This is a genomic window from Bdellovibrio svalbardensis (assembly GCF_029531655.1).
Taxonomy (GTDB): domain Bacteria; phylum Bdellovibrionota; class Bdellovibrionia; order Bdellovibrionales; family Bdellovibrionaceae; genus Bdellovibrio; species Bdellovibrio svalbardensis.
On record NZ_JANRMI010000001.1, the window covers coordinates 1,144,503 to 1,163,353 of the forward strand.

Annotated in this window: 19 protein-coding genes; 11 read left to right on the top strand and 8 right to left on the bottom strand. The window is 45.1% G+C overall.

The window, feature by feature from the left end; translation table 11 throughout:
• Positions 1–20 precede the first annotated feature (20 nt).
• Genes NWE73_RS05405 through NWE73_RS05415 form a run of 3 tightly spaced genes read left to right on the top strand, consistent with a single transcriptional unit; the run spans position 21 to position 5,529 of the window.
• On the top strand, positions 21–848 hold the full coding sequence (locus tag NWE73_RS05405) for an FkbM family methyltransferase (RefSeq protein WP_277577259.1): 828 nt from the start codon (positions 21–23) through the stop codon (positions 846–848).
• Complete coding sequence (locus tag NWE73_RS05410) at positions 845–2,254, top strand: tetratricopeptide repeat protein (protein ID WP_277577260.1); 1,410 nt, start codon at positions 845–847, stop codon at positions 2,252–2,254. The genes NWE73_RS05405 and NWE73_RS05410 overlap by 4 nt, the downstream gene beginning before the upstream one ends.
• 2 nt (positions 2,255–2,256) lie before the next feature.
• Positions 2,257–5,529, top strand: a complete 3,273-nt coding sequence (locus NWE73_RS05415; RefSeq protein ID WP_277577261.1) for an RCC1 domain-containing protein — start codon at positions 2,257–2,259, stop codon at positions 5,527–5,529.
• Between the two features lie 53 nt (positions 5,530–5,582).
• Here NWE73_RS05415 and NWE73_RS05420 read toward each other — a convergent pair whose 3' ends face one another.
• Positions 5,583–6,305, bottom strand: coding sequence for a substrate-binding periplasmic protein (locus NWE73_RS05420; protein ID WP_277577262.1), 723 nt, complete (start codon positions 6,303–6,305; stop codon positions 5,583–5,585).
• A gap of 59 nt (positions 6,306–6,364) precedes the next feature.
• Positions 6,365–6,619: a hypothetical protein gene (locus tag NWE73_RS05425; protein ID WP_277577263.1), complete on the bottom strand. Its 255-nt coding sequence runs from the start codon at positions 6,617–6,619 to the stop codon at positions 6,365–6,367.
• A gap of 179 nt (positions 6,620–6,798) precedes the next feature.
• Here NWE73_RS05425 and NWE73_RS05430 point away from each other — a divergent pair, with 179 nt between their 5' ends.
• Positions 6,799–7,641 (top strand): hypothetical protein, encoded by an 843-nt coding sequence (locus NWE73_RS05430; RefSeq protein ID WP_277577264.1) that lies wholly within the window; start codon positions 6,799–6,801, stop codon positions 7,639–7,641.
• Between the two features lie 159 nt (positions 7,642–7,800).
• Positions 7,801–8,121 (top strand): hypothetical protein, encoded by a 321-nt coding sequence (locus NWE73_RS05435; RefSeq protein WP_277577265.1) that lies wholly within the window; start codon positions 7,801–7,803, stop codon positions 8,119–8,121.
• 137 nt (positions 8,122–8,258) lie between these two features.
• Here NWE73_RS05435 and NWE73_RS05440 read toward each other — a convergent pair whose 3' ends face one another.
• Together NWE73_RS05440 and NWE73_RS05445 are read right to left on the bottom strand one after the other, a co-directional pair.
• Positions 8,259–9,029 (bottom strand): hypothetical protein, encoded by a 771-nt coding sequence (locus NWE73_RS05440; RefSeq protein ID WP_277577266.1) that lies wholly within the window; start codon positions 9,027–9,029, stop codon positions 8,259–8,261.
• A gap of 125 nt (positions 9,030–9,154) precedes the next feature.
• Positions 9,155–9,640: a hypothetical protein gene (locus NWE73_RS05445; protein WP_277577267.1), complete on the bottom strand. Its 486-nt coding sequence runs from the start codon at positions 9,638–9,640 to the stop codon at positions 9,155–9,157.
• Positions 9,641–9,865: 225 nt separating this feature from the next.
• Here NWE73_RS05445 and NWE73_RS05450 point away from each other — a divergent pair, with 225 nt between their 5' ends.
• Complete coding sequence (locus NWE73_RS05450; protein WP_277577268.1) at positions 9,866–10,858, top strand: hypothetical protein; 993 nt, start codon at positions 9,866–9,868, stop codon at positions 10,856–10,858.
• Positions 10,858–11,244 carry a hypothetical protein gene (locus tag NWE73_RS05455; RefSeq protein WP_277577286.1) on the top strand — a complete coding sequence of 129 codons (387 nt, stop codon included), beginning with the start codon at positions 10,858–10,860 and terminating at the stop codon, positions 11,242–11,244. The genes NWE73_RS05450 and NWE73_RS05455 overlap by 1 nt, the downstream gene beginning before the upstream one ends.
• Before the next feature lie 19 nt (positions 11,245–11,263).
• Here the strand turns inward: NWE73_RS05455 and NWE73_RS05460 are convergent, their stop codons facing one another.
• Complete coding sequence (locus tag NWE73_RS05460; protein ID WP_277577269.1) at positions 11,264–11,785, bottom strand: hypothetical protein; 522 nt, start codon at positions 11,783–11,785, stop codon at positions 11,264–11,266.
• A 596-nt stretch (positions 11,786–12,381) separates the two neighbouring features.
• Here NWE73_RS05460 and NWE73_RS05465 point away from each other — a divergent pair.
• The 3 genes from NWE73_RS05465 to NWE73_RS05475 all read left to right on the top strand — a co-directional run bounded on the left by NWE73_RS05465 (position 12,382) and on the right by NWE73_RS05475 (position 15,528).
• Positions 12,382–13,545, top strand: coding sequence for a porin (locus NWE73_RS05465; protein WP_277577270.1), 1,164 nt, complete (start codon positions 12,382–12,384; stop codon positions 13,543–13,545).
• Positions 13,542–14,276, top strand: a complete 735-nt coding sequence (locus NWE73_RS05470) for a substrate-binding periplasmic protein (RefSeq protein ID WP_277577271.1) — start codon at positions 13,542–13,544, stop codon at positions 14,274–14,276. Before NWE73_RS05465 ends, NWE73_RS05470 begins: the two co-directional genes overlap by 4 nt.
• 418 nt (positions 14,277–14,694) lie before the next feature.
• The gene (locus tag NWE73_RS05475) at positions 14,695–15,528 is read left to right on the top strand and encodes a flagellin N-terminal helical domain-containing protein (RefSeq protein ID WP_277577272.1); all 834 of its coding nucleotides are present in this window, start codon (positions 14,695–14,697) and stop codon (positions 15,526–15,528) included.
• A gap of 93 nt (positions 15,529–15,621) precedes the next feature.
• Here NWE73_RS05475 and NWE73_RS05480 read toward each other — a convergent pair whose 3' ends face one another.
• Positions 15,622–16,377: a hypothetical protein gene (locus tag NWE73_RS05480; protein ID WP_277577273.1), complete on the bottom strand. Its 756-nt coding sequence runs from the start codon at positions 16,375–16,377 to the stop codon at positions 15,622–15,624.
• On the bottom strand, positions 16,374–17,174 hold the full coding sequence (locus tag NWE73_RS05485) for a TIGR02147 family protein (RefSeq protein WP_277577274.1): 801 nt from the start codon (positions 17,172–17,174) through the stop codon (positions 16,374–16,376). Before NWE73_RS05485 ends, NWE73_RS05480 begins: the two co-directional genes overlap by 4 nt.
• Positions 17,175–17,430: 256 nt before the next feature.
• Between NWE73_RS05485 and NWE73_RS05490 the strand changes: the two genes are divergently transcribed.
• Positions 17,431–17,679, top strand: coding sequence for a hypothetical protein (locus NWE73_RS05490; RefSeq protein ID WP_277577275.1), 249 nt, complete (start codon positions 17,431–17,433; stop codon positions 17,677–17,679).
• A gap of 17 nt (positions 17,680–17,696) precedes the next feature.
• Here NWE73_RS05490 and NWE73_RS05495 read toward each other — a convergent pair whose 3' ends face one another.
• Entirely contained in the window at positions 17,697–18,686 is a 990-nt protein-coding gene (locus NWE73_RS05495; protein ID WP_277577276.1) for a hypothetical protein, read from the bottom strand.
• Positions 18,687–18,851: the final 165 nt, after the last annotated feature.

Below are 18,851 nucleotides of genomic sequence, written 5' to 3' on the forward strand. Positions count from 1 at the left end.
CGAAAGGATCGGATTGGCGAATGCAAAAATTTGAGATTTTTCCCGGTGAAAGTTTTTATCTGAATCTGCATCCAGAAAAAGAGATTCTGTCTGAGATCATTCGGGAAAAAGGTTTCTATTCATATAATGATCTTTATGTCTTTCGCAAAATCTTATCTGCTGGGGGAGTTTTTGTTGATGTCGGTGCCAACATCGGTTGGCATACGATTTCCATGGCGAGTTACTTGTCTGAAGGTCAAGTTATTGCGTTCGAGCCCGATGTTGCAAATTTTCGATTGCTTGAAGAAAACACCAAAAAGAATGATTTTTCAAATGTGATCTGTGCTGAGAAGGCACTTTCAAATTACAACGGTCCTGGTCAGCTATCATTGTCAGGGGCAAATTTCGGCGATCACATTTTGGATCCTACGAATTTGCTGGATCCTCGTTCAAAAGTTAGGGTGGACGTGGTGACTGGCGACTCTTATTTTTGGAATCAGGAAAATTTAAAAAGAATGGATTTGATTAAAATTGATGCTCAAGGCAGTGAGTGTAAAATTCTGGAGGGATTTAAGAAAATCATTCAGCACTATCAACCAGCCATCATGATAGAATATTCTCCGCGCCATATTAGCGCTGCCGGCGATTCAGTTTTTGAGATTTTCGCCTTTATTGAAAAATCAGGGTATTTTCCATTCCAAATTGTTGAGGACCTGGATCGCGAACCGAATCGGTTGTTGGATTTTGTCTCTATCGAAAATCTTCTTAGTGCCACCAAAGTGCTCATGGAGCGAGGAACGGGTGTGGACTTGTTACTTTTAAAACCTCAGCAAATTGAACATCTTCAGCGTCAAGGATTTGTATTATGAAACCACTTCCACGGATTCAGGATCTACCCACAGAATTTCAAGCCACCATTGAGTGGTTACTTCGCGTAGAGGATTATCAGTTAGCGAAATCTTTGCTAGAGCGAGTGCTTGCCCACGGACCACAGGATAATCCGGCCCTGATGGATTATCAGGCCATGGTGCTTTATCATGGGAAGTTTTATCACGAAGCGCAGGAAGTCGCAGAGCGAACGCTCAAGTTGATTCCGGGTAATGTAAATGCGTCATACAATTTGGCGCGCTGTCAAAATGCGAGCGGCCGACCTGATCTGGCAGAACAAGCAATGCTTCCTGTGCTGGCTGCGAACCCTCAGTGGCCTTCGGCAATTATCGATATGGCTGTGTATGTGTGTTCGCAAGGAAGATTTGACGAAGCTTATGAAATGCTTCTTAAGGCGCAACAATCACTACCCGCCGGGCACACGGAACAAGAGATCGTCAGATTCAATTTAGGCTGGCATTTGATTCGTAAAGGAAAGTTTAAGGAAGGCATGGAATGCTTGCGCATTGGACGGAAGTTGCGCATCTGGGGAGCTTACTCGAACAACCTAGTTAAGCCTGTCTTGGAAAAGCATACGAATATTCAAGGTAAAAGAGTTGCCATCATTGGTGAGGGCGGTGCTGGTGATGAAATCATCAATGCTCGTTTTGCTCAAGTTCTTAAGGAACGTGGGGCTATTCCTATGATGGTCACAGGGCAGAAGCTTGAGGGGATTCTATCAAACGCACGTGATATGGCGTGGGCCGGAAATAGAAAAGATCTTTCAAACATGGAGTTTGATTACTGGGCTCCAGCGATGGACATGCCACAAATTCTAGATTTGGATTTGCATGAAATTCCGTCGGGGGCCTACTTACAAGCCTCACCAGAATATTTGAGTAAATGGCGCACTATGATCCCGCCAAATAAGAAAATTAAAATCGGACTGCGCTGGCAGGGAAATCCTCTTTACGAAAGAGATCTTTATCGTTCCGTTCCATTCACGGAGTTCAAAACATTTTTCGGCAATCCCAATTTTGAATTCTATTCCCTGCAAAGGGATTCCGGAGTCGAGGAGTTGGATCCTGGTTCACCGGTCAAAGATCTTTCAGCAGAATTGAAAACCTGGGAAGATACGGCAGCGGCAATTTCTTGTTTGGATTTGGTGATTTCAAGTTGCACGTCGATCGCCCATTTGGCGGCAGCACTCGGGAAAAAGACCTGGGTTTATACTCCGATCAATCACTATTATATTTGGGCTTCTCCCGGTGAAAAGTCCGCTTGGTATCCCGATGTCACATTGTTTAAACAAACGACCTTCAAAGAATGGTCAGATTGCACAAGTCAGATGAAACCTTTGTTGGAGGCACTGGCAGCTTCCGGAAAGTCTGAACTGGTTGAGGTGTAGATATGAACAAATCCAGAAGAACCTTTCTGATTCAAGTCATGGCTGTGTCGGGCAGCGCCTATTTTAATTATTCCAAAGCCTGGGCGGGCTTTGCTGCACCTGGTTTTTGGAAAAAGAAAAGATCTGTCATTGGATTTTATGGCTGGGGCTATTCAGGCAATTATCAGATTGGTGATGGGACGAATATCACCAAGAGTGCTCCGGTGTTGGTTTCGACAGCTTTAAACTGGTCCGACGTTTCTCCTCAACCAAATCACGTTCTGGCTTTGTATGGCGATGGCTCGATCTGGGGATGGGGAATCAATACGTACTGTCATATGGGACAGAGTGGATTTGCAGTTGCTTCAACTCCGATCCAAGTTGGTGGAGGAAGTTTATGGACTTCGGCAACGTCAACCGCCTTCGGTGGAATGGCTGTTAAGACCGATGGAAGTCTTTGGGGTTGGGGAGTTCAATCAGGCATGGAGCTTGGAATTTCCTTTCAACAACCGGTTCAGGTTGATTCCGGGACTCAGTGGGCGCAGGTTTGTTCAGCGGATACGTTTACGGTGGCTCGTAAGTCTGACGGAACTTTGTGGAGTTGGGGAAGTCACACCAGTGGTGAAACGGGGCAGGGACTTACAACGGGCACGGCCTTCATTCCTGTTCAAATAGGAAACTTAACCACCTGGGCGAAAATTTCTGCCAGTCTTTATCATACCTTAGCAATCAGAACGGATGGCACCTTGTGGGCGTGGGGGGCAAATTCCGTCGGTCAGTTAGGGACTTCGGATGTAGTTGATGCATCAAGTCCGGTACAAATCGGGACTGCAACGGATTGGAATAATGTTTTTACTGGAAGTGCGTCTGCGAGCTTTGCAATTAAGAACAATGGCACTTTGTGGTCTTGGGGCTCCAATAGCTTTGGGCAGCTTGGGATCGGGGTGTATGGAGCGCGGTCTTCTCCAATTCAGGTAGGCAGTCTTACGACTTGGAGCAAGGTCGGAGTCGGTGGGGCTGGCTTTGCAGTAGGTCGTCTCACGGATGGAACCATTTATTCGTGGGGAATAAACACCTATGGTTACCTCGGATATGATCGGGACTACTCCAGCCCGATGCAGCTTCAAGGAAGTGGCTGGTTAAAAGTGGCATCGAACACAAATGCGTCCTATGGGATCAAGTCGGATGGAACCATTTGGTCATGGGGTAAAAATGACTTCGGCAATCTTGGCACCGGAGGTGCTACGAATCAGTATTCACCGGTGCAGATCGGGGCGCTCACTGACTGGGGGGCTGTCACTCCGGGTGCCTTTCATGCTTTGGCTATCAAAACGGATGGTGGTCTGTGGTCATGGGGCTACAACTCGAATGGTCAATTGGGGCATGGGAATATCACAAATAGAAGTTCACCTGTTCGGGTCGGAACAGATACAAACTGGAGTAAAATTGCAGCCAGCGGCTCCCATTCGCTGGCGGTGAAGACAGACGGCTCATTGTGGGTCTGGGGATATAATTTGAATGGAGAGCTGGGTGATGGAACGGTGGTTTCACAATCCAGTCCCATTCAGCTGGGATCTGATTTGAACTGGTCGACGGTGTCCACATACGGCACCTTCAGCTTGGCATTGAAATCTAACAATACACTGTGGAGTTGGGGAACGGCGACCGCTGGACAGTTGGGTATTGGCATTGCGACTGGGACACGCTCTTCTCCAGTACAGATTGGAACTTTATCATCGTGGTCTGCAATCTCTTGCGGGGCCGAGTATGCCTTGGCACTGCAAAGCAATGGAAGCCTTTGGGCATGGGGACATAATGTTAGTGGAGCCTTGGGGCTGGGAGATACTGCGCATCGCAGTTCACCGGTGCAAGTGGGCTCGTTGACAACATGGTCAAAAATTTGGGCAGGGACCTCTTTCAGTATGGCGCAGAAAGCAGACGGAAGTTTGTGGGTTTGGGGCGCCAATGCCTATGGGCAACACGGAAACATGTCGGGAACCAACACGAGTTCTCCGGTTCAGGTAGGGACTTGGACAAATTGGATTTCGAACGCCGTAGGGCAGAACCATTCACATGGCGTCCGCAGTGATGGCAGTCTTTGGGGGTGGGGAGGCAACTTAAACTACCAGCTAGGGTATAACGAGGTTGTGCCGAAACAGATTGGTACTGGCACGACGTGGACCGATATCGCGGTGGGAGATCATTTTGTTTTGGCCGTTCGCTCGAATAATACCGCGTATGCCTGGGGCAACGGAAGTTTGGGATGTCTTGGCGACAACGCTACCAGTAACAACAGATTCAGCCCTGTCCAAATCGGGGCCTTAAGCGATTGGAACAAAGTCTTCGCTGCTAAATCCCAAGGCATGGCGATAAAAACCACTGGAACATTATGGACGTGGGGAGTTAACACTTATGGACAGCTGGGACATGGTGGAACCACTCCCCGCAGCTCACCTGTTCAAGTTGGGACCGATACTGATTGGCAATCTGCAACAGGATCATATTATGCGATGGCGATGTTGAAAACCAACGGAACCCTTTGGGCGGCAGGAACGAATGATTACGCAGGAGTGGGAATTGTTTATTCAAGTCCTGTGCAAATTGGAACAGCAACGAATTGGGCTAAGATTGCAAGCAGCGCTGGCAACGCCGGCGCCTCCGCAAGCTTCTCCATCGGCCTTAAAACCGATGGAACCCTGTGGAGTTGGGGCGCCAACGGTAATGGACAACTTGCGAGTGGGTCCATAGCGGCTAAGATCACCCCTGTTCAAGTGGGTACTGATACGACGTGGAGTAAAATAAGTGTGAGTCGCACGGGCGCCTTCTGCCATGCCATCAAGAACAATGGAACTTTGTGGGGTTGGGGTTATAACTTTGGTGGCAGTTTAGGCGATGGAACGTTAGTCAGTAAATCATCTCCAGTTCAGATTGGCTTGGATACAAATTGGGCGAGTGTGAAACAGGGGAGTTCTTTTACGGTTGGTTTGAAATCAGACGGGACTTTGTGGACTTGGGGGTACAACTCTGATGGTCAATTGGGTGATGGAACGGTTCTGACCCGATCATCACCAGTTCAGATCGGTTCGGGCACGAATTGGTCCGTGATTGCAGCAGGAAACGCAAGCAGCTACGCACTCAAATCAAATGGCACGCTTTGGTCATGGGGAAACTATGTCCAAGGAGTCTTGGGGGACAACTCTTCGGTAAAAAGATCTTCTCCAGTGCAGGTGGGCTCATCTGTCAATTGGACGAAAATCTTTGCAGCAGATTTAACGACTTTTGGAGTTCGTGAGTAGTTCGAAAGTTACTTGTGGATTAGGGCTAGAGCGCAATTCCGCGCTCTGGTTCTTTAGCGATACTTTTGAAAGATCTTATCCAAAGTGCCGTCGCTCTTGATTTGATCGATGGCTTTGTTGAGGTCTTTCAATTTCAATTCAGAACCTTTGCGCACCCAGCAGCGCACGGCGATTTCTTCGACAACAAAACCAGCGCGATTGATTTTGGATTTCGGATGATTGCGAAGGTAATAGGCAAGATGATGATTGTCGACCAAGGCATATTGGTAGCGATCACTTTCAAGTTTTAATAAATTGGCTTCTTCATTGGTCGCATCATCGCGAATCAACTCTTTGGAATCAAACTTACTTTGTACGGTGGGATAATTGTATCTGAGTACTGTGCCGACTCTGGCGCCCTCAATGGCTTTCAAAGATTTTACCGGACCGGTGTTTGAGACGATCATATTGTTGACGACGAAAAGAGCATGCGACCATTGGAACTTTTCAGAAGAAGTTCCCGCCCAAGTTGGGGTGGTGTAGCAGTTAAAATCAATGAGGTCTTTTTCGTAATATTCGCGAATTCTAAATTTGGGAAGGATCAGAATTTCAATTTTTTGATTTAATTTTTTTTCGATAGCGTGAAGGTAATCAGGAATAATGCCATCTTCATTTTTTTTATCGGCGAAATACCAAGGGGGCGACATGTTTTCACCAATAGCAGTCTTGATCGGAGCTGCCTTGGCACTCATGCCGATGAGGAAAGTTAGAATTGCTGTAGAACAGACTTTAAACAAAACCACCTCATTTAGCACTGCCAGTAAATCAAACTAGCAGTGCCTTAATCATATCCCGATTACTTCGGTTGGCAAGTTGCCGTGTAAAGGACGTGGTTGAAACGACCCGATTTGATCGCCAAGCATTTCATGTTTTTTTCAGAACAGTTTTCGCGAACATAAACCTGGCCCTCGGTCGTTTGACCCATGACATTGTTTTGGTCACACCAAGAAATGAAGTCAACTTGGTAGTCGTCATTGTAGCTGCTATCAACGCCGTAAGCGGCAAAAGCAGGGCTGGCAGAAAGAACAAGAGCGAAGATTACTGATTTCATAGATTCTCCTAATTGAAGCTTTAGATCAAAGTGGAAGGGGAATACCACGAGGCTTCTGGCAGCTCAAGGGACTCTGAAAATATGACTTGGAGGCTTCAGGTGAGTTCAAATTTGTTAATGAGCATGTCCCGGCGGCACGGGGGTTGCTGAGTAAGTTGTATTCAATCTTGGAGGCTCTCGTGAAAGCAAAACTGACCATTCTTTTTACACTCGTCAGCCTTCTGGTGGGCCTCACGGCTTCTGCCAAAGAGATCAATAGCGCCTTGGATGTCATGACCTTCGAAGACAGCTTCACCTGCCAGGATAAGTTCCCCCATCACAGTTTCTGTGAGGCCGTGGAATTCAAGCCCTGGAGTGCCGCCGACAAAGAGATCGTGAGCCGTTATCTTCAAAATATCAACGATCCTCGGTTGAAGTTCCTGCTTCAGACTATCCAGGAAAAAGGTATCACCAAACTCCACCGCGTGGGCTACACCTCCAGCTGGAGCAACAATATGGCGCAAAGACGGGTGGAGTTTCATAGAACTGCGGAAAAGGCTATTTTGTGGGTCAATCCCGTCACTCATGTCATTGGCTTTACCGACGCCTTCTTTAACGGAACTCCGTTTGTGGATCCCTATGCGAAAGTGGAGCGTAAGCAGCTCAACGTTTTTCATGAGCTCGTGCATGTTTACGATATAGCTTTGAATCATATCTCTACTGAGGATGGATTCAAAAAGGCCGCAGGCTGGGAGTGGAATGGGAAAGAGTTCGTGATTCATGGCGTGGACTATAATCAAGTGAAGGCCGACTTTAGCGCTATTCTGGCCTTGGTTAAAAACAAACAGAGTGCCCTGGCTTATGCTCAAGATCGTGAAAGAGGTCGCACCTATGGCTTCCCAACTGTTTATGGCATGACCAATTCTCACGAGTCCTTTGCCGAAGTCATTACTTACTATATTTTTGATCCCACGGCGGAAAGCTACTACTCCAAAGAGCTGACGGAATATGTGAAAGAGGTTTTAAAAGTTGATGGCAGATAGTGGCTATATTGGCGAGCCACACCTTCTTTGTGCTCGCCACACTGTCCAGATTTTTATCATTCAGGTCTCTTTTTCATGAGAGAGAGAGAAATTCCAAGAGAATTCATTTCAGTGCTATAACGGCTTCCGAAAGTTTAATTTTTAAATCCGGAGGCCTTTGTGAAATCCTTTATTATTATGGGTATGATGACTTTGTCTATGTCTGCGAATGCGGCTTCTTTGAAGTCTTTGGTTTGTGAAAATGCGGACTTTAAAGTTCAAGTTGAAGTGTCGGCAGAAAAAAATGAACCGGCTATCGTAGCTTGGTCTGTTGATAACAAAGCCACTGAAGAAACTGAAAATTTCATGGGCTATCTTTTTACAGCAAGCGGTGACCTGAAACAGTTCTCTTCTACAGATTTGGGCAGCGACCTTGAGGTCGACGGTGCAACTGCAACGTTGACTGTGGAAGACTATAGCACGCAACTTAGCTGCAAATAATTTTCCGCACACCAAAAAATATCATTTCTTGTTTTGCGAGCTGGAACTTCCGGATCCCCCGGCAGTTCCTCCTCCGCTGGCGAACAACTGCCTCGAACCCATCAGTGAAATAAGAATGACAGCGATGATCATTTTTTTCATGATGAAGGCTCCCGAAGAGTATCAATCACACTAAACATAAATACCGGAAGAGTACCTCGCGACGAGGGATCTTGCAGAAGTTCGATCCGTTCGCGGAAAGCGCGCTCTTCAATTTCAATCCATTTTCTGTAAGTTAATTCATTCACCGATTCAAAGAAAAGCCCCATATAGTTGGCGTAGTTTTCATCTGTTCGTGACGGCTTGGAGTACCTTTCCGTTAATCTGATTCCCACAGATTTGATGGACTTGGCCGAGAACGGCGCGCGGTTTTCACCCAGCCCGTACTGTCCATTGCCAAGTTGTCGCAGCACGTTCATTTGCAACATCTTATGCAGGATCTCTTCGCCGTAAACGCCGAAGCGGTGTTTTACAAAGCGTAAATCGAAAGGTTGTGTTTCTGCTAAGACATAGAGCTCGGCAAAACAAGAGTCTTTCAGAATCTCCTTTTCAATATCGAGATTGTACTTATGCAATGGTGAGGTTTTAAGCTGAGGGTCTGATTTCTGCAGCTTATCTCTGATCGCGGGGGGGGCGTTGCGTACCAAAGAGCTTAGATCAGTGGTTTCGAGTAAGCTCGAGTACAGCTTGTACAAAGTTTGATATCCCGGTCTGTGGGTTTTATCCAAGAGGCGCTTGAGTGTTTTGGTGTGAATGTTTGAGCGGGAAGAAAGCATATTCAATGCTTTTCGTGGGTCTTTATAGCGACCCACGAAAACATCGATATCCTGTCGAACCTGATCTTGAAGCTCTGAAGTGTTTGCTTCCATTTGCCACCTTGTTGGATATCACCATCCTTAGTGCGACAGAATTTTGAAAGCAAATGATCTTCGTGCAACGATGAGGCTCGTGGAGTGAGCCTTACTGCAGGTCGCTAAGGCTTGCGTTGCAATCCTTAGTTTGGCTGTGGATTCACTTGGCAGTTAGGAACAGTGTATGGTTTTTTGAACAAGAATTTTTCACTGTCATTGCGTGGTCCCCAAAGAGCGACATCAATATTCACAGTCATTGGGTAAGTACCAGAGATGACTTTATCTTTGCAGACTTCACGATTGCGGCCGATATAAGTGCAATCAGAAACAGTGCGAGTATAGTGGATCGGCGTATAAAGATATTTGTAACCAAGGACGATTTCTTTAGATTGGTTTTTTCCAATATAGACCGTTTTGGTTTGTTTCAAAGGTTTCATGGTTCTTAGCATCTCACCATCTTTACATACAAAAGTGTAAGCAATCGCGTGACCCATGAAAACCACAGGGGGCTCGATTTTTAAGTGGGTATCGGCATTAAGTTCTTCCCAAGACATGTCTGGGGAGTACGTTTTTGCAGAAGAAATGGATGCGCTCAAAGCAACGATCAACAGGATAAATAAGTTTTTCATTTTGGATCTCCTTTTGTTTAGTGCTGTCTTGAGTAGGCTTGAAAAAGGAGGGAATCAATACGAACTGGCGGGGAGCCAATAATAGTTGGACAGAAGGCCTTTTGTTTAGGGTGATCTAAGGACAAAGCGGAATCTGTCTGAGAGGGGAGGTCTGGTTTCTTCGTCACAGAGGCTAGGATTATCTTTGCAAATCCGCAATGTCATTGGATAATGGAAGTGATGGTGATGTTGTTTACTTTTCTTCTATCGTTAAATGTCCTGGCTGGTGAGCCAGATAATTTTTCAGCTCGGCACGAGGGCAAGGCCCCCGTCGTCAATGCAGAGATCAATAAAGTCGTAAATATGGTTTTGGATTATGCGCTGGAGGATTTTTCATCAGCGGCGAAGCCATCTTGTGATCGCGAAAAGTTTTTAAAATTTATTGAAGACGATCTGGATCGCAATCTTCCAAGAATTTACCGGGCTATGGAAGTGAATGTTCCGATAGCGGGACCTCGGAATCATGAAGACGTTCCATATCGTGCAGGAAAGCCTTATACACGGCTTTACTTTTCACCATCCTACAAAGTGAAAGTAAAAGATCGTGAATTCTATGTTGGCCTGGATAAGATTGATCACTTTTTTTCTCATGGATCACTTTATTGGGATATTGTGGGAAAGGATGCGCAGTTACCGGCAGCTAAAGTGAAGAAGGCGTTGGAAGTTGGAGTCATGCAAGAACAAGCCACTTGGGGGCTGCAAAAGACCCAAGTGAAGTCTTATGCAGATCTTTGTGCCAACTATCAGGGGCTTCATTTCTGGCGAGATCTTTTTGATGGAAAGCCGCCGATTGTCGCTTGTAAGAACGGTCGCTTCGTCAAGAACCGCCAATTTGATATGGCAGACTACTTTGTTCCGACGATGGATGAAACGATCAACTGCAATAGTTATGCTTCTGAGGAAGTATTTAAAGCAATTAGTGATGTGACAAATAAGTGGGGCATGAAGTGTCCCGCCGTGGACAATGTCTGTGATGAATTTAAGAAGCAATACAAAGATTTTGCCCCCTTGCTGATGCATCCACTTTGTCTTGGTACGGGGACTTCGCAAATCGAAAAGGCTTCACCCATGACAACGAAAGACGTCATGGATACGGCTCAGGCGGCGATGTCCGGTGGCGTGGGTTTTCTGTTTTTTAAATATTTCGGTAAAGGCAAGTACACGGGGGGAGTGAAGTGATGATTTCTTTTTTGATGTCCTTCGCTATAGCCTTTGCAGGATCAGTTCCTTCATTGGATGAAGCTCAGAAAACCTGGAAGAGCTTTCGCGCCTGTGCCGCGAAAAAATCAGAGCCTAAGCTGCTCGCCTGCGCGGATGAGTATTTGTCTTCTAAGCTGGTCTCTTCAGAAAAATCGAAGTTAATAGAATTCTTAGATCAGGGAATTCCCTTTTCTTCTTTGAGTGACTGCACTGAGGCGTCACCAGTCCTTCCAGCTCGCCGCAATCCTCAAGAGTCTTTTTATTGCATGCACCTTGCAGGACTTAAGAAAGAAGCTCATGGCTATGTGGGTTTTGTGAAGGAAGGCGAAGTCACCAAAATTCAATTAATCAAATTTAAGCTCTAGCTTCGCCTTCAAAGAGGTCTTATCTGCGAGTTGCAGTTTTTGAAGAACCAAAGACCAGGTACTGGACTCTGACCAACCAGCCGTTAAAGTCAATTACGACACCCAGTTTGCTGAAATCAAAAGCGGCCGCCCTACTTTGGCTGACATATTCATAGACGCGCCCATCAATAGAGATATTAAACCAAACTTTTCCACTGCCAGCTATGTCTGCAATATCCACAACGGCATCCAGGGAGTTGTAAACGGATCCACCTGTGTCATTAATCTGTCTTACAAGGACCTCAGCGTTTCTTTGCACAACAGAGGATCCATTGGACACGAAAACTGTAACAGAGACTTTGTGGTTGGATAAACTGTCGCTCAGGCAACGAACACTGGATGGGATATTCAGGATTTCCAGAGAACCGCGATCGTTGATTCGAGCAAATTCCGGAGCAACAACAGAGATTCCTCGCGAGCAACTGGTGCTTGCTGCGGAAGCCACATTGGTCGCAAATAAAGACAACATAACAGTAACGTACGAGATAAGACTAATTTTCATTGATCCCCCAATATATCTGAGTATCAGAGCAAGCCCGATGCCATAGCTGTGAAGTTGTTCTGCATCGTTTCAGGTTGAAGCAATTTGACAGCTAAAACGATTAAGGTCATCGGACAGGGAGAGTAAGTTGTTATCAAAAAAAATCGAAGTGATGCGCGAATTAAAACTATCCTGTCTAAAAGTTCCTAACTTGAAGTTGCAGAACTTTCTAACTTCGCTGAATCACGATGCTAAACTGTTTTTTGTCTAAATGTTTTCCGCGACCATAAAATCAACGTGCAGAAAGCGGGGCGTTTCCCTTTCGTCGAGCCACAAAGAATTCAAATTTATTGCTGCCAAAATTGCCGAGGAAGTTGGACTCCACTTAGAACATTAGTACGGATTTCAGAGCGCTCTCAGCAGGAAGAAGTTTTCAAACGCGCTTCAATTCAGAATGAAGAGCCCCTAGATAGTCATTGCCACCACCAGAATGAACAGTTTCAATGAATCCAGCTGTAAACAATTACAAATATATAAACATTGTTATTTTTTAACTCTGATTTTTAGTTAAGAACCTGTAAAAGATCGATGTTGTTCAACATGTAGAGGGATTGCTTGTGGGATATAAAATTGCGGTCGTGAAAACCTTGGTACTCTTTTTCTGTGTAGTAATCTGCTCGGAGGAAGCCTTCTCACAAAAAATGGTATTGGATTTGCGACTTGATGGTCGCGGGACTGATTACAATTCTGCAGCAGAGGCCGATGGCAGACGAGATTACTATAAGTTTTATTTGCAGACCGCGCGTCTCAATCTTTCAGACACTCTTTTTGAAGATATCTCATACCGAGTTCGTTGGAGGCTCTCGGGAAGAAACCAAGGTAATGTTACGAAGCGTGACTCTACCAACCTTGGCTTGGACCTCGCTTATGTCACCGTAAAGACGGCGCCGGCATTCACTGTCACCGTCGGCAAATTCTTAAGTGAAGTGGGTGGTTATGAAGGTGCGCTTTCAGGGCCAGAGATTTACTTTCTGTCTGAAGCCAACGGAGGAACTTCCTATCTTAACAATGGAGTCCATCTTACTGGCGCAGATGTGAACGTGTACTACACCGGTGCAAAATTAACTTGGTTGCCGCCCAACCAATATTTGGCCTTTCACATTGCCAATAATAATACCGCCGTCGGACGAAATGAGTCCTTCGCTGTCGATGCCGGAGATTCTTTGGATAATGGGACCTTTGATCAAGACCGCAGTATCGTTGGTCTCGTTTACAACAATTCGGCATTGTTGGGCCCGGCCGTACAAACTCTGATGTCCGTGCACTACTCAAATCCCGGTCAAGGAACCAATGAAGCATTATATCTGGCGTTGGGTGGTCAATTCACCTTTGATCAATGGATGATTCAAGCGGACCTTTTGCAGGATCGATTTAAATCTAAAAATTTAACTGCTGTGTACGATGACAGTATTTCATCTCTTGTCCTAGGTCTGCAGTACAAGCTGCAAGAGACCACGACTTTGCAGTTGCGCCTGTATGAATCACAAGAGGTGCTTGGTGGCAGTCCTGATGCAACTAACAGATATCACGATGCGGGCCTTATCTGGGAACACTACAGAATCAACAACAACAAGGTTCGCTATCATTTTGCCTATTTCTATCGTGCGATGGATTCGGATATTTCTGGTAGCTCCCAGCGCACCGAGCAGGATATAATTGTAGGTGTTCGCATTATGACCGACATCTTCAGGGCATTTGAGAAGAAACCGGAGACCTTATGAAAATTGTCCTGGTGCTAATAAGCTTAATCTCGTTGCAAACTCTGGCTGCGGAAAAAAAGAAGCTGGTGACCGTGATTGGTTCCAACATGGCCGCTCCTTTCCTATTGGATGCACCCAACAAGGAAAGTAATCCTCAAGGTCTGACCACAGACTATCTCAAAGAACTTGCGAATATTTTGGGTGAGAGTTTTGAGATCCGGGTTTTGCCAAAGTTTAGAATTCGTGAGCAATTTGAAAAAGATGAAATTGATCTGAATTGCTACACCACTAAAGAGTGGGCCGGAGAGGGGAATGACAAGTTCAAATGGTCGGTTCCACTTTTCGTTATTATTGATCAGCTTGCATCGTCGAATGGACCGGTAAAAAGTATTCAAGATCTTCATGGCGCTACAGTGGGCACCGTTCTCCGCTATCGATATCCTGGTATCTTCGAGGATAGCATCAAGAAAGGCGATATCTTCAGGGATGAGGTCAAGTCAGAAGAAGCTCTGCTGAATATGCTTTCAAAAAAGCGCATCAACTATGGAGTCATCGGCCATGTTCAGTTGCGCTACTATCTTAAGAATCACCCAAACTCGAAAATTCATTCTTCCGCGTTGGTCCTTTCAGAGAATGTGATTCGCTGCTGGGTTCGCAAAGGTTCAACTTTAAGTGTTGAACGTCTAAATGCTGCCATTGAGCAAATGAAAAACTCAGGTCGTCTTGAGGAGATCTTTTCTCGTTATCGATAGACTTAATAAGGACTCTCGCCCAATTTTAGGTCCACCAAATTACTGCAGAACTCTCTGCTTGAACTATCCTGCCAAAAGTCTGTATTGAACAGGTCTTTGATCTGTCTTTAATAAGCTTTGTTAAAGCATTATCAAAATATACTCATAAACACGCCTGACGTCTCGTCACCTCCATAGCTAATATTCCGATCAATTCTCATAAGAAATACTCACTTTTCAAAAAGGGGGACTTCAAGGACGACATGATATGAACAACAGATTGTTCACTGTTTAGATAAACAGAATAGGTCATTTGCAAATTAAGCACCGACTCGGATGTCGGTACCTGGGCTGGCGAATGTAGGTATTCGCAAAGCTATAAAACAACTCAAGGAGGGAAATTGAAAATGAAAAATAAATATTAACGGAGGAATTTAAAATGGGAATGAGAGTATCAACAAACGTATCGGCATTGAACGCGCAAAGAAACTTGGTTGGTTCCCAAAGAGCCATCAATGACTCAATGGCGAAATTGTCTTCGGGAAGCCGAATCAACAAGGCAGCAGATGATGCTGCTGGGTTGGCAATTTCTGAAAGCTTCAAGGCGCAGATTAGGTCCGCATCAATGGCGCAGAGAAATGCGAACGATGGTATTTCGATGGTTCAAACTGCAGAGGGTGGACTGAATGAAATCGGTAACATCGTTGTTCGTTTGAGAGAGCTGGCTATCCAAGGTGCCTCTGACACTGTTAGCGGGACAGAGCGTGGAATGTTGAACAAAGAGGTCACTCAGCTGAAGTCTGAGGTCCAGCGTATTGCTAGTGTGACGACGTGGGGAACGACTAAGTTGCTTGATGGTTCAACGCCGGATTTTGACTTTCAGGTGGGGATTCGCAACAACGCAGAAGAAGATCGTATCACTTTCAAAGCTAGTGAAAATATGGGGACGTTGGATGCACTTGGAATCACAGGCATCGATTTTTCCTCGAAGGAAGGATCGCAAGAGGCTTTGAAAATGCTCGATGATGCGCAAACTCATGTAAGTGGAACACGCGCAAATTTGGGAGCTCTTCAAAACAGATTAACATCGACAGTGGATAACTTAGGTGTTGCTGTTGAGAATATGTCTGCGGCGCACAGCCGTATTCGTGATACAGATGTTGCTCAGGCATCTTCTGAGATGACCCGCAATAATATCTTGCTTCAAGCTGGCACATCCACTTTGGCGCAGGCGAACCAAAGCACGCAGTTGGCTCTGAAGTTGATCGGTTAGATTTAATTTTGTCTTTCTGTAAGTAAGACAAGGACCCCGGTGAGGATGCTCGCGGGGGTCCTTCTCATGATCCCTGAAGACGCTCACGTTTCGTTATAAGCACACTTTTTCAGGATTTGCCCCAAGTGATACTAAAAAATCCAAAGTGGACAAATTAATAAAGAACTTATCGTCAAAAGTATAAGCTGATCTCTTTAGATTCTGATAGGCCGTTTGCCCTTTCCAGCAATAGTCGACATTCCACCCTGCTTCAATCGCTTTTTTAATAAACGGCTGGCATCCTTTAACAGCTGCTGAATGAATAAGGTGATTCAGGTGTTTCGCATTTTTCAAAGAATATATGTCGAATCTATCAATCTGCAGATATGAGCACGTTTCGACCAGGTCATAAATAGTCGAAAGATCCTGAGTGCTTTGCAGAAGCTTTATCATTAGAGCCCCAGATAGCTTGTAGTCTTGATCTGGATAGCCAACAATTGGAAGCATCTCGTGCAGAACAAGTTGGGCTTTTTGCTCGTCAGAAAACTTGTTCCAATATTTCTGAGAAATTGTGATTTTCGGAGGCGAAAACGAAGGGTTGTTAATCGCACTCAGGTCTTTACCGTTTAAAGAGACAGAGGGACTTGAGACAACATCCAGGTTCCATCTTTGATTTTTTAGCTTTTGAAGTTGAACTCGTTCAGTATCAGACAGTGGTTTGGATTCTAGCTCACGGAATGTGCTATCGGCAACGCGCAAGAAATCAGCCACGAAGCCATCACCACCGTTTGTTTCAGTTCCGCTATTTAAGGCAAACGAAGTGTGAGGAAGTATGAGCCAGAAAAGTAAGGCTAAGATTTCTTTTTTCATAGTACCACCGGGTAAAGGGCTAAACTTAAATTGTAGAGCTGATCTCGTTTGGATCGCTTTTCTGAAAGGCTGTTAATTCGAAGCCGGGCATTTTTCAGAATTAACTTAATTGCTGCCAGGTCCTTCCTTGAAATGGGAATCGTTAGAGTGCTGTGATCTCTAAGTTCAAATGGAATGTCATCAATGGCATCTATTGCTTTTTTAAGGAATTCCTTCTGCAGACGTTTTCTTTTGTCGCTGGTAAAACCAATGGGAACAGTTGAAAAGGATTTGTATAGTACATCGTACTGGCCGTTTTTAATACGGACGGCCCCTAAGTCGATGAGCTGATTAATGGCCTCATTAGTTCGACTTAAGGAAACACCGAGAGCTTCAGCAAGGGCAGATGTCTGCTCCACACTTTGGAACTGTTTCAAGTTCAAGGCTTCCATCGTATGGATATGCAAAATGTCAAAGTACTTCTCAAACTCGTGGTTGAAGAAAGTATTCATCTCCATTTTTTTTGATTTTTTTGATGAAGCATTCCGGGAATTCAATTCCATAAGAATTTCATTTTGAATGACTTGGCTGGCATTTAGATTTTTTAGCAGAATAAGGGCTGTCGACGGTGTTGCATTTCTTTTGTTGTTCATAATGCGCAAGAGCGCACCGGCGTCGATGTTGAGACTTTTGGCGAAGGCCCTAAGACTGTATCTTATATTTCTGTTTTTTCGTTTTTCGAATTCGTTCGTCAGGAATTCCGCTAAATTCATGTGTTTTTTCGCGTTCAGGAAGGTGTTGGTCAATTGTCGAAGCATCTTGTCTATCTAGGAACCAAAGAGGGTGGCAAGATATTTGTATTGGCAACACGATGTGCTGGCAATGTTGCTTATTAATTACAGAGCAACAGCGTAAATAAAGAACCTCTTTTGCTCTCATAATTAGCTCTTTTTTAAAGGTGGGAGGAAAATATACCCGAGTTAGCCATCATAAAAACGCGAGGTCATGTAGGCTCAGGAGGTTGAAAGAGAGTTTCCGACGACAGTTATCGAAAACTCAGACACTGGATACAAGATGGTGGATTATGCGGCTTTGGTGTCGCCTTTGATTCAATCGACCAAAGACCTCTATGGAATTTGCAAGGCCAGTGAAATGCAAATGTCTGATTGGGCTTCAAAGATTGGGCGAAATACGCGAGGTATTGCATCTCTGAATTTTGAAAACAATCAGCTGAAAAAAACCATTGAAGCGATTAAAAAAGAAAATAATGAACTCAAGTTGCGCATGGATAAAATTGAAAAAGCCCTCGCATCGAAACAGTGATTTCGATGCGGTCTCTGCTACTGCTTACATTTTTTAGTGTAGTAAGCCAGAAGAGCATCCTCGATTTTGCTCATATCCGCGTCGTCAACGGCGGTGACTGTAAGTTCCTTTGCTGGATTGGCTGGCAAAAGATCTTTAAAAACGCCAGGGGCCGTGAATACTCCGGTCTGTGCATTGTAGAGCACCTTGTTGTTTTCTTTGGGAACTATCGAATCATAAACGTAGAATTCGATATTTTTTTGGCTGTCCATTTTGAAGCCCTTGACTAAGACAACGTGCTGGATGGTTAATGCCGCCTTTAAATTGATCAAAGGCATGCGACGGAATGTAATGTCCGACATTAATTTTTTTGCGAGGTATTCATTTCTTTTTTTGTTATCAGTCTCATCTGATAAGGCCATTCCCAGGTTTTTAGAGTCATAGAAACGATTTTTTTGATAAGCCTCAATCTCAGATCTAAGGTTGCGCAGCACTTTGTTCCCATGGCTTGGATATAAAGTGTAACCGTTATCCAGTAAGTACCACATGTTATTTTGGTCAGTGCGTCCTGTTAGAAATTCCTCACGAAGGGTGGGATGATTGATTTCAAATACAAACCAATTGTTTAAAGGAGCTTTTTCGATGGAGCGTCCATCTTTGGAAATATCCATATGCTCATCCCGCAGGAGATCTAGAATCTGCTTTGAGCTTTCTTGAGGATTTTCGGGGGCGACTCCGAAGCGAGCAAGATAGAAGATGATTCGTTGAGCGCGTGAAAGACCCCAGCAATTTGCGATAGTGTAGGGCCCCGATTGGGTGTTCCAGTTGCTGCGTTGAATATGATTTTTCTCTGTAAACTTAGTCAGATCGACAGCATTCATGACCGAGGCCTTGCTCAGATTTTGACAACTCAGATTCGTCACTGCCGAATCCGAAATGACTTGGGCCGAGGCCGCTGCAATTGAAGACAGGGCCAAGTTGGCGCAAAGAAGGAGGGCGATCTTTTTAAATGGCTTGAGTTTTTCCATCCAAAATTGGGGAGCAAGGACGATGCCACGGGAAATTGGGCTCTAGGAAGAAATGGTGAGTCCTAGGAGTGTCTAGGAAATTGACAGAGACTCTTTTTGAATACCTTAGGTCCCTTTTTCCACGAAGAGATGGATGCAAGGCAACACCGGCGCCGCAAGTAATAA

Bases quoted from the DNA above. Each gene is read 5' to 3' on its own strand.
- NWE73_RS05460 (WP_277577269.1), bottom strand. From the start codon at position 11,785: ATGAAAATTAGTCTTATCTCGTACGTTACTGTTATGTTGTCTTTATTT.
- NWE73_RS05415 (WP_277577261.1), top strand. From the start codon at position 2,257: ATGAACAAATCCAGAAGAACCTTTCTGATTCAAGTCATGGCTGTGTCG.
- NWE73_RS05405 (WP_277577259.1), top strand. From the start codon at position 21: ATGCAAAAATTTGAGATTTTTCCCGGTGAAAGTTTTTATCTGAATCTG.
- NWE73_RS05490 (WP_277577275.1), top strand. From the start codon at position 17,431: ATGGTGGATTATGCGGCTTTGGTGTCGCCTTTGATTCAATCGACCAAA.
- NWE73_RS05440 (WP_277577266.1), bottom strand. From the start codon at position 9,029: ATGGAAGCAAACACTTCAGAGCTTCAAGATCAGGTTCGACAGGATATC.
- NWE73_RS05495 (WP_277577276.1), bottom strand. From the start codon at position 18,686: ATGGAAAAACTCAAGCCATTTAAAAAGATCGCCCTCCTTCTTTGCGCC.
- NWE73_RS05470 (WP_277577271.1), top strand. From the start codon at position 13,542: ATGAAAATTGTCCTGGTGCTAATAAGCTTAATCTCGTTGCAAACTCTG.
- NWE73_RS05410 (WP_277577260.1), top strand. From the start codon at position 845: ATGAAACCACTTCCACGGATTCAGGATCTACCCACAGAATTTCAAGCC.
- NWE73_RS05450 (WP_277577268.1), top strand. From the start codon at position 9,866: ATGTTGTTTACTTTTCTTCTATCGTTAAATGTCCTGGCTGGTGAGCCA.
- NWE73_RS05445 (WP_277577267.1), bottom strand. From the start codon at position 9,640: ATGAAAAACTTATTTATCCTGTTGATCGTTGCTTTGAGCGCATCCATT.
- NWE73_RS05425 (WP_277577263.1), bottom strand. From the start codon at position 6,619: ATGAAATCAGTAATCTTCGCTCTTGTTCTTTCTGCCAGCCCTGCTTTT.
- NWE73_RS05485 (WP_277577274.1), bottom strand. From the start codon at position 17,174: ATGCTTCGACAATTGACCAACACCTTCCTGAACGCGAAAAAACACATG.
- NWE73_RS05455 (WP_277577286.1), top strand. From the start codon at position 10,858: ATGATTTCTTTTTTGATGTCCTTCGCTATAGCCTTTGCAGGATCAGTT.
- NWE73_RS05480 (WP_277577273.1), bottom strand. From the start codon at position 16,377: ATGAAAAAAGAAATCTTAGCCTTACTTTTCTGGCTCATACTTCCTCAC.
- NWE73_RS05475 (WP_277577272.1), top strand. From the start codon at position 14,695: ATGGGAATGAGAGTATCAACAAACGTATCGGCATTGAACGCGCAAAGA.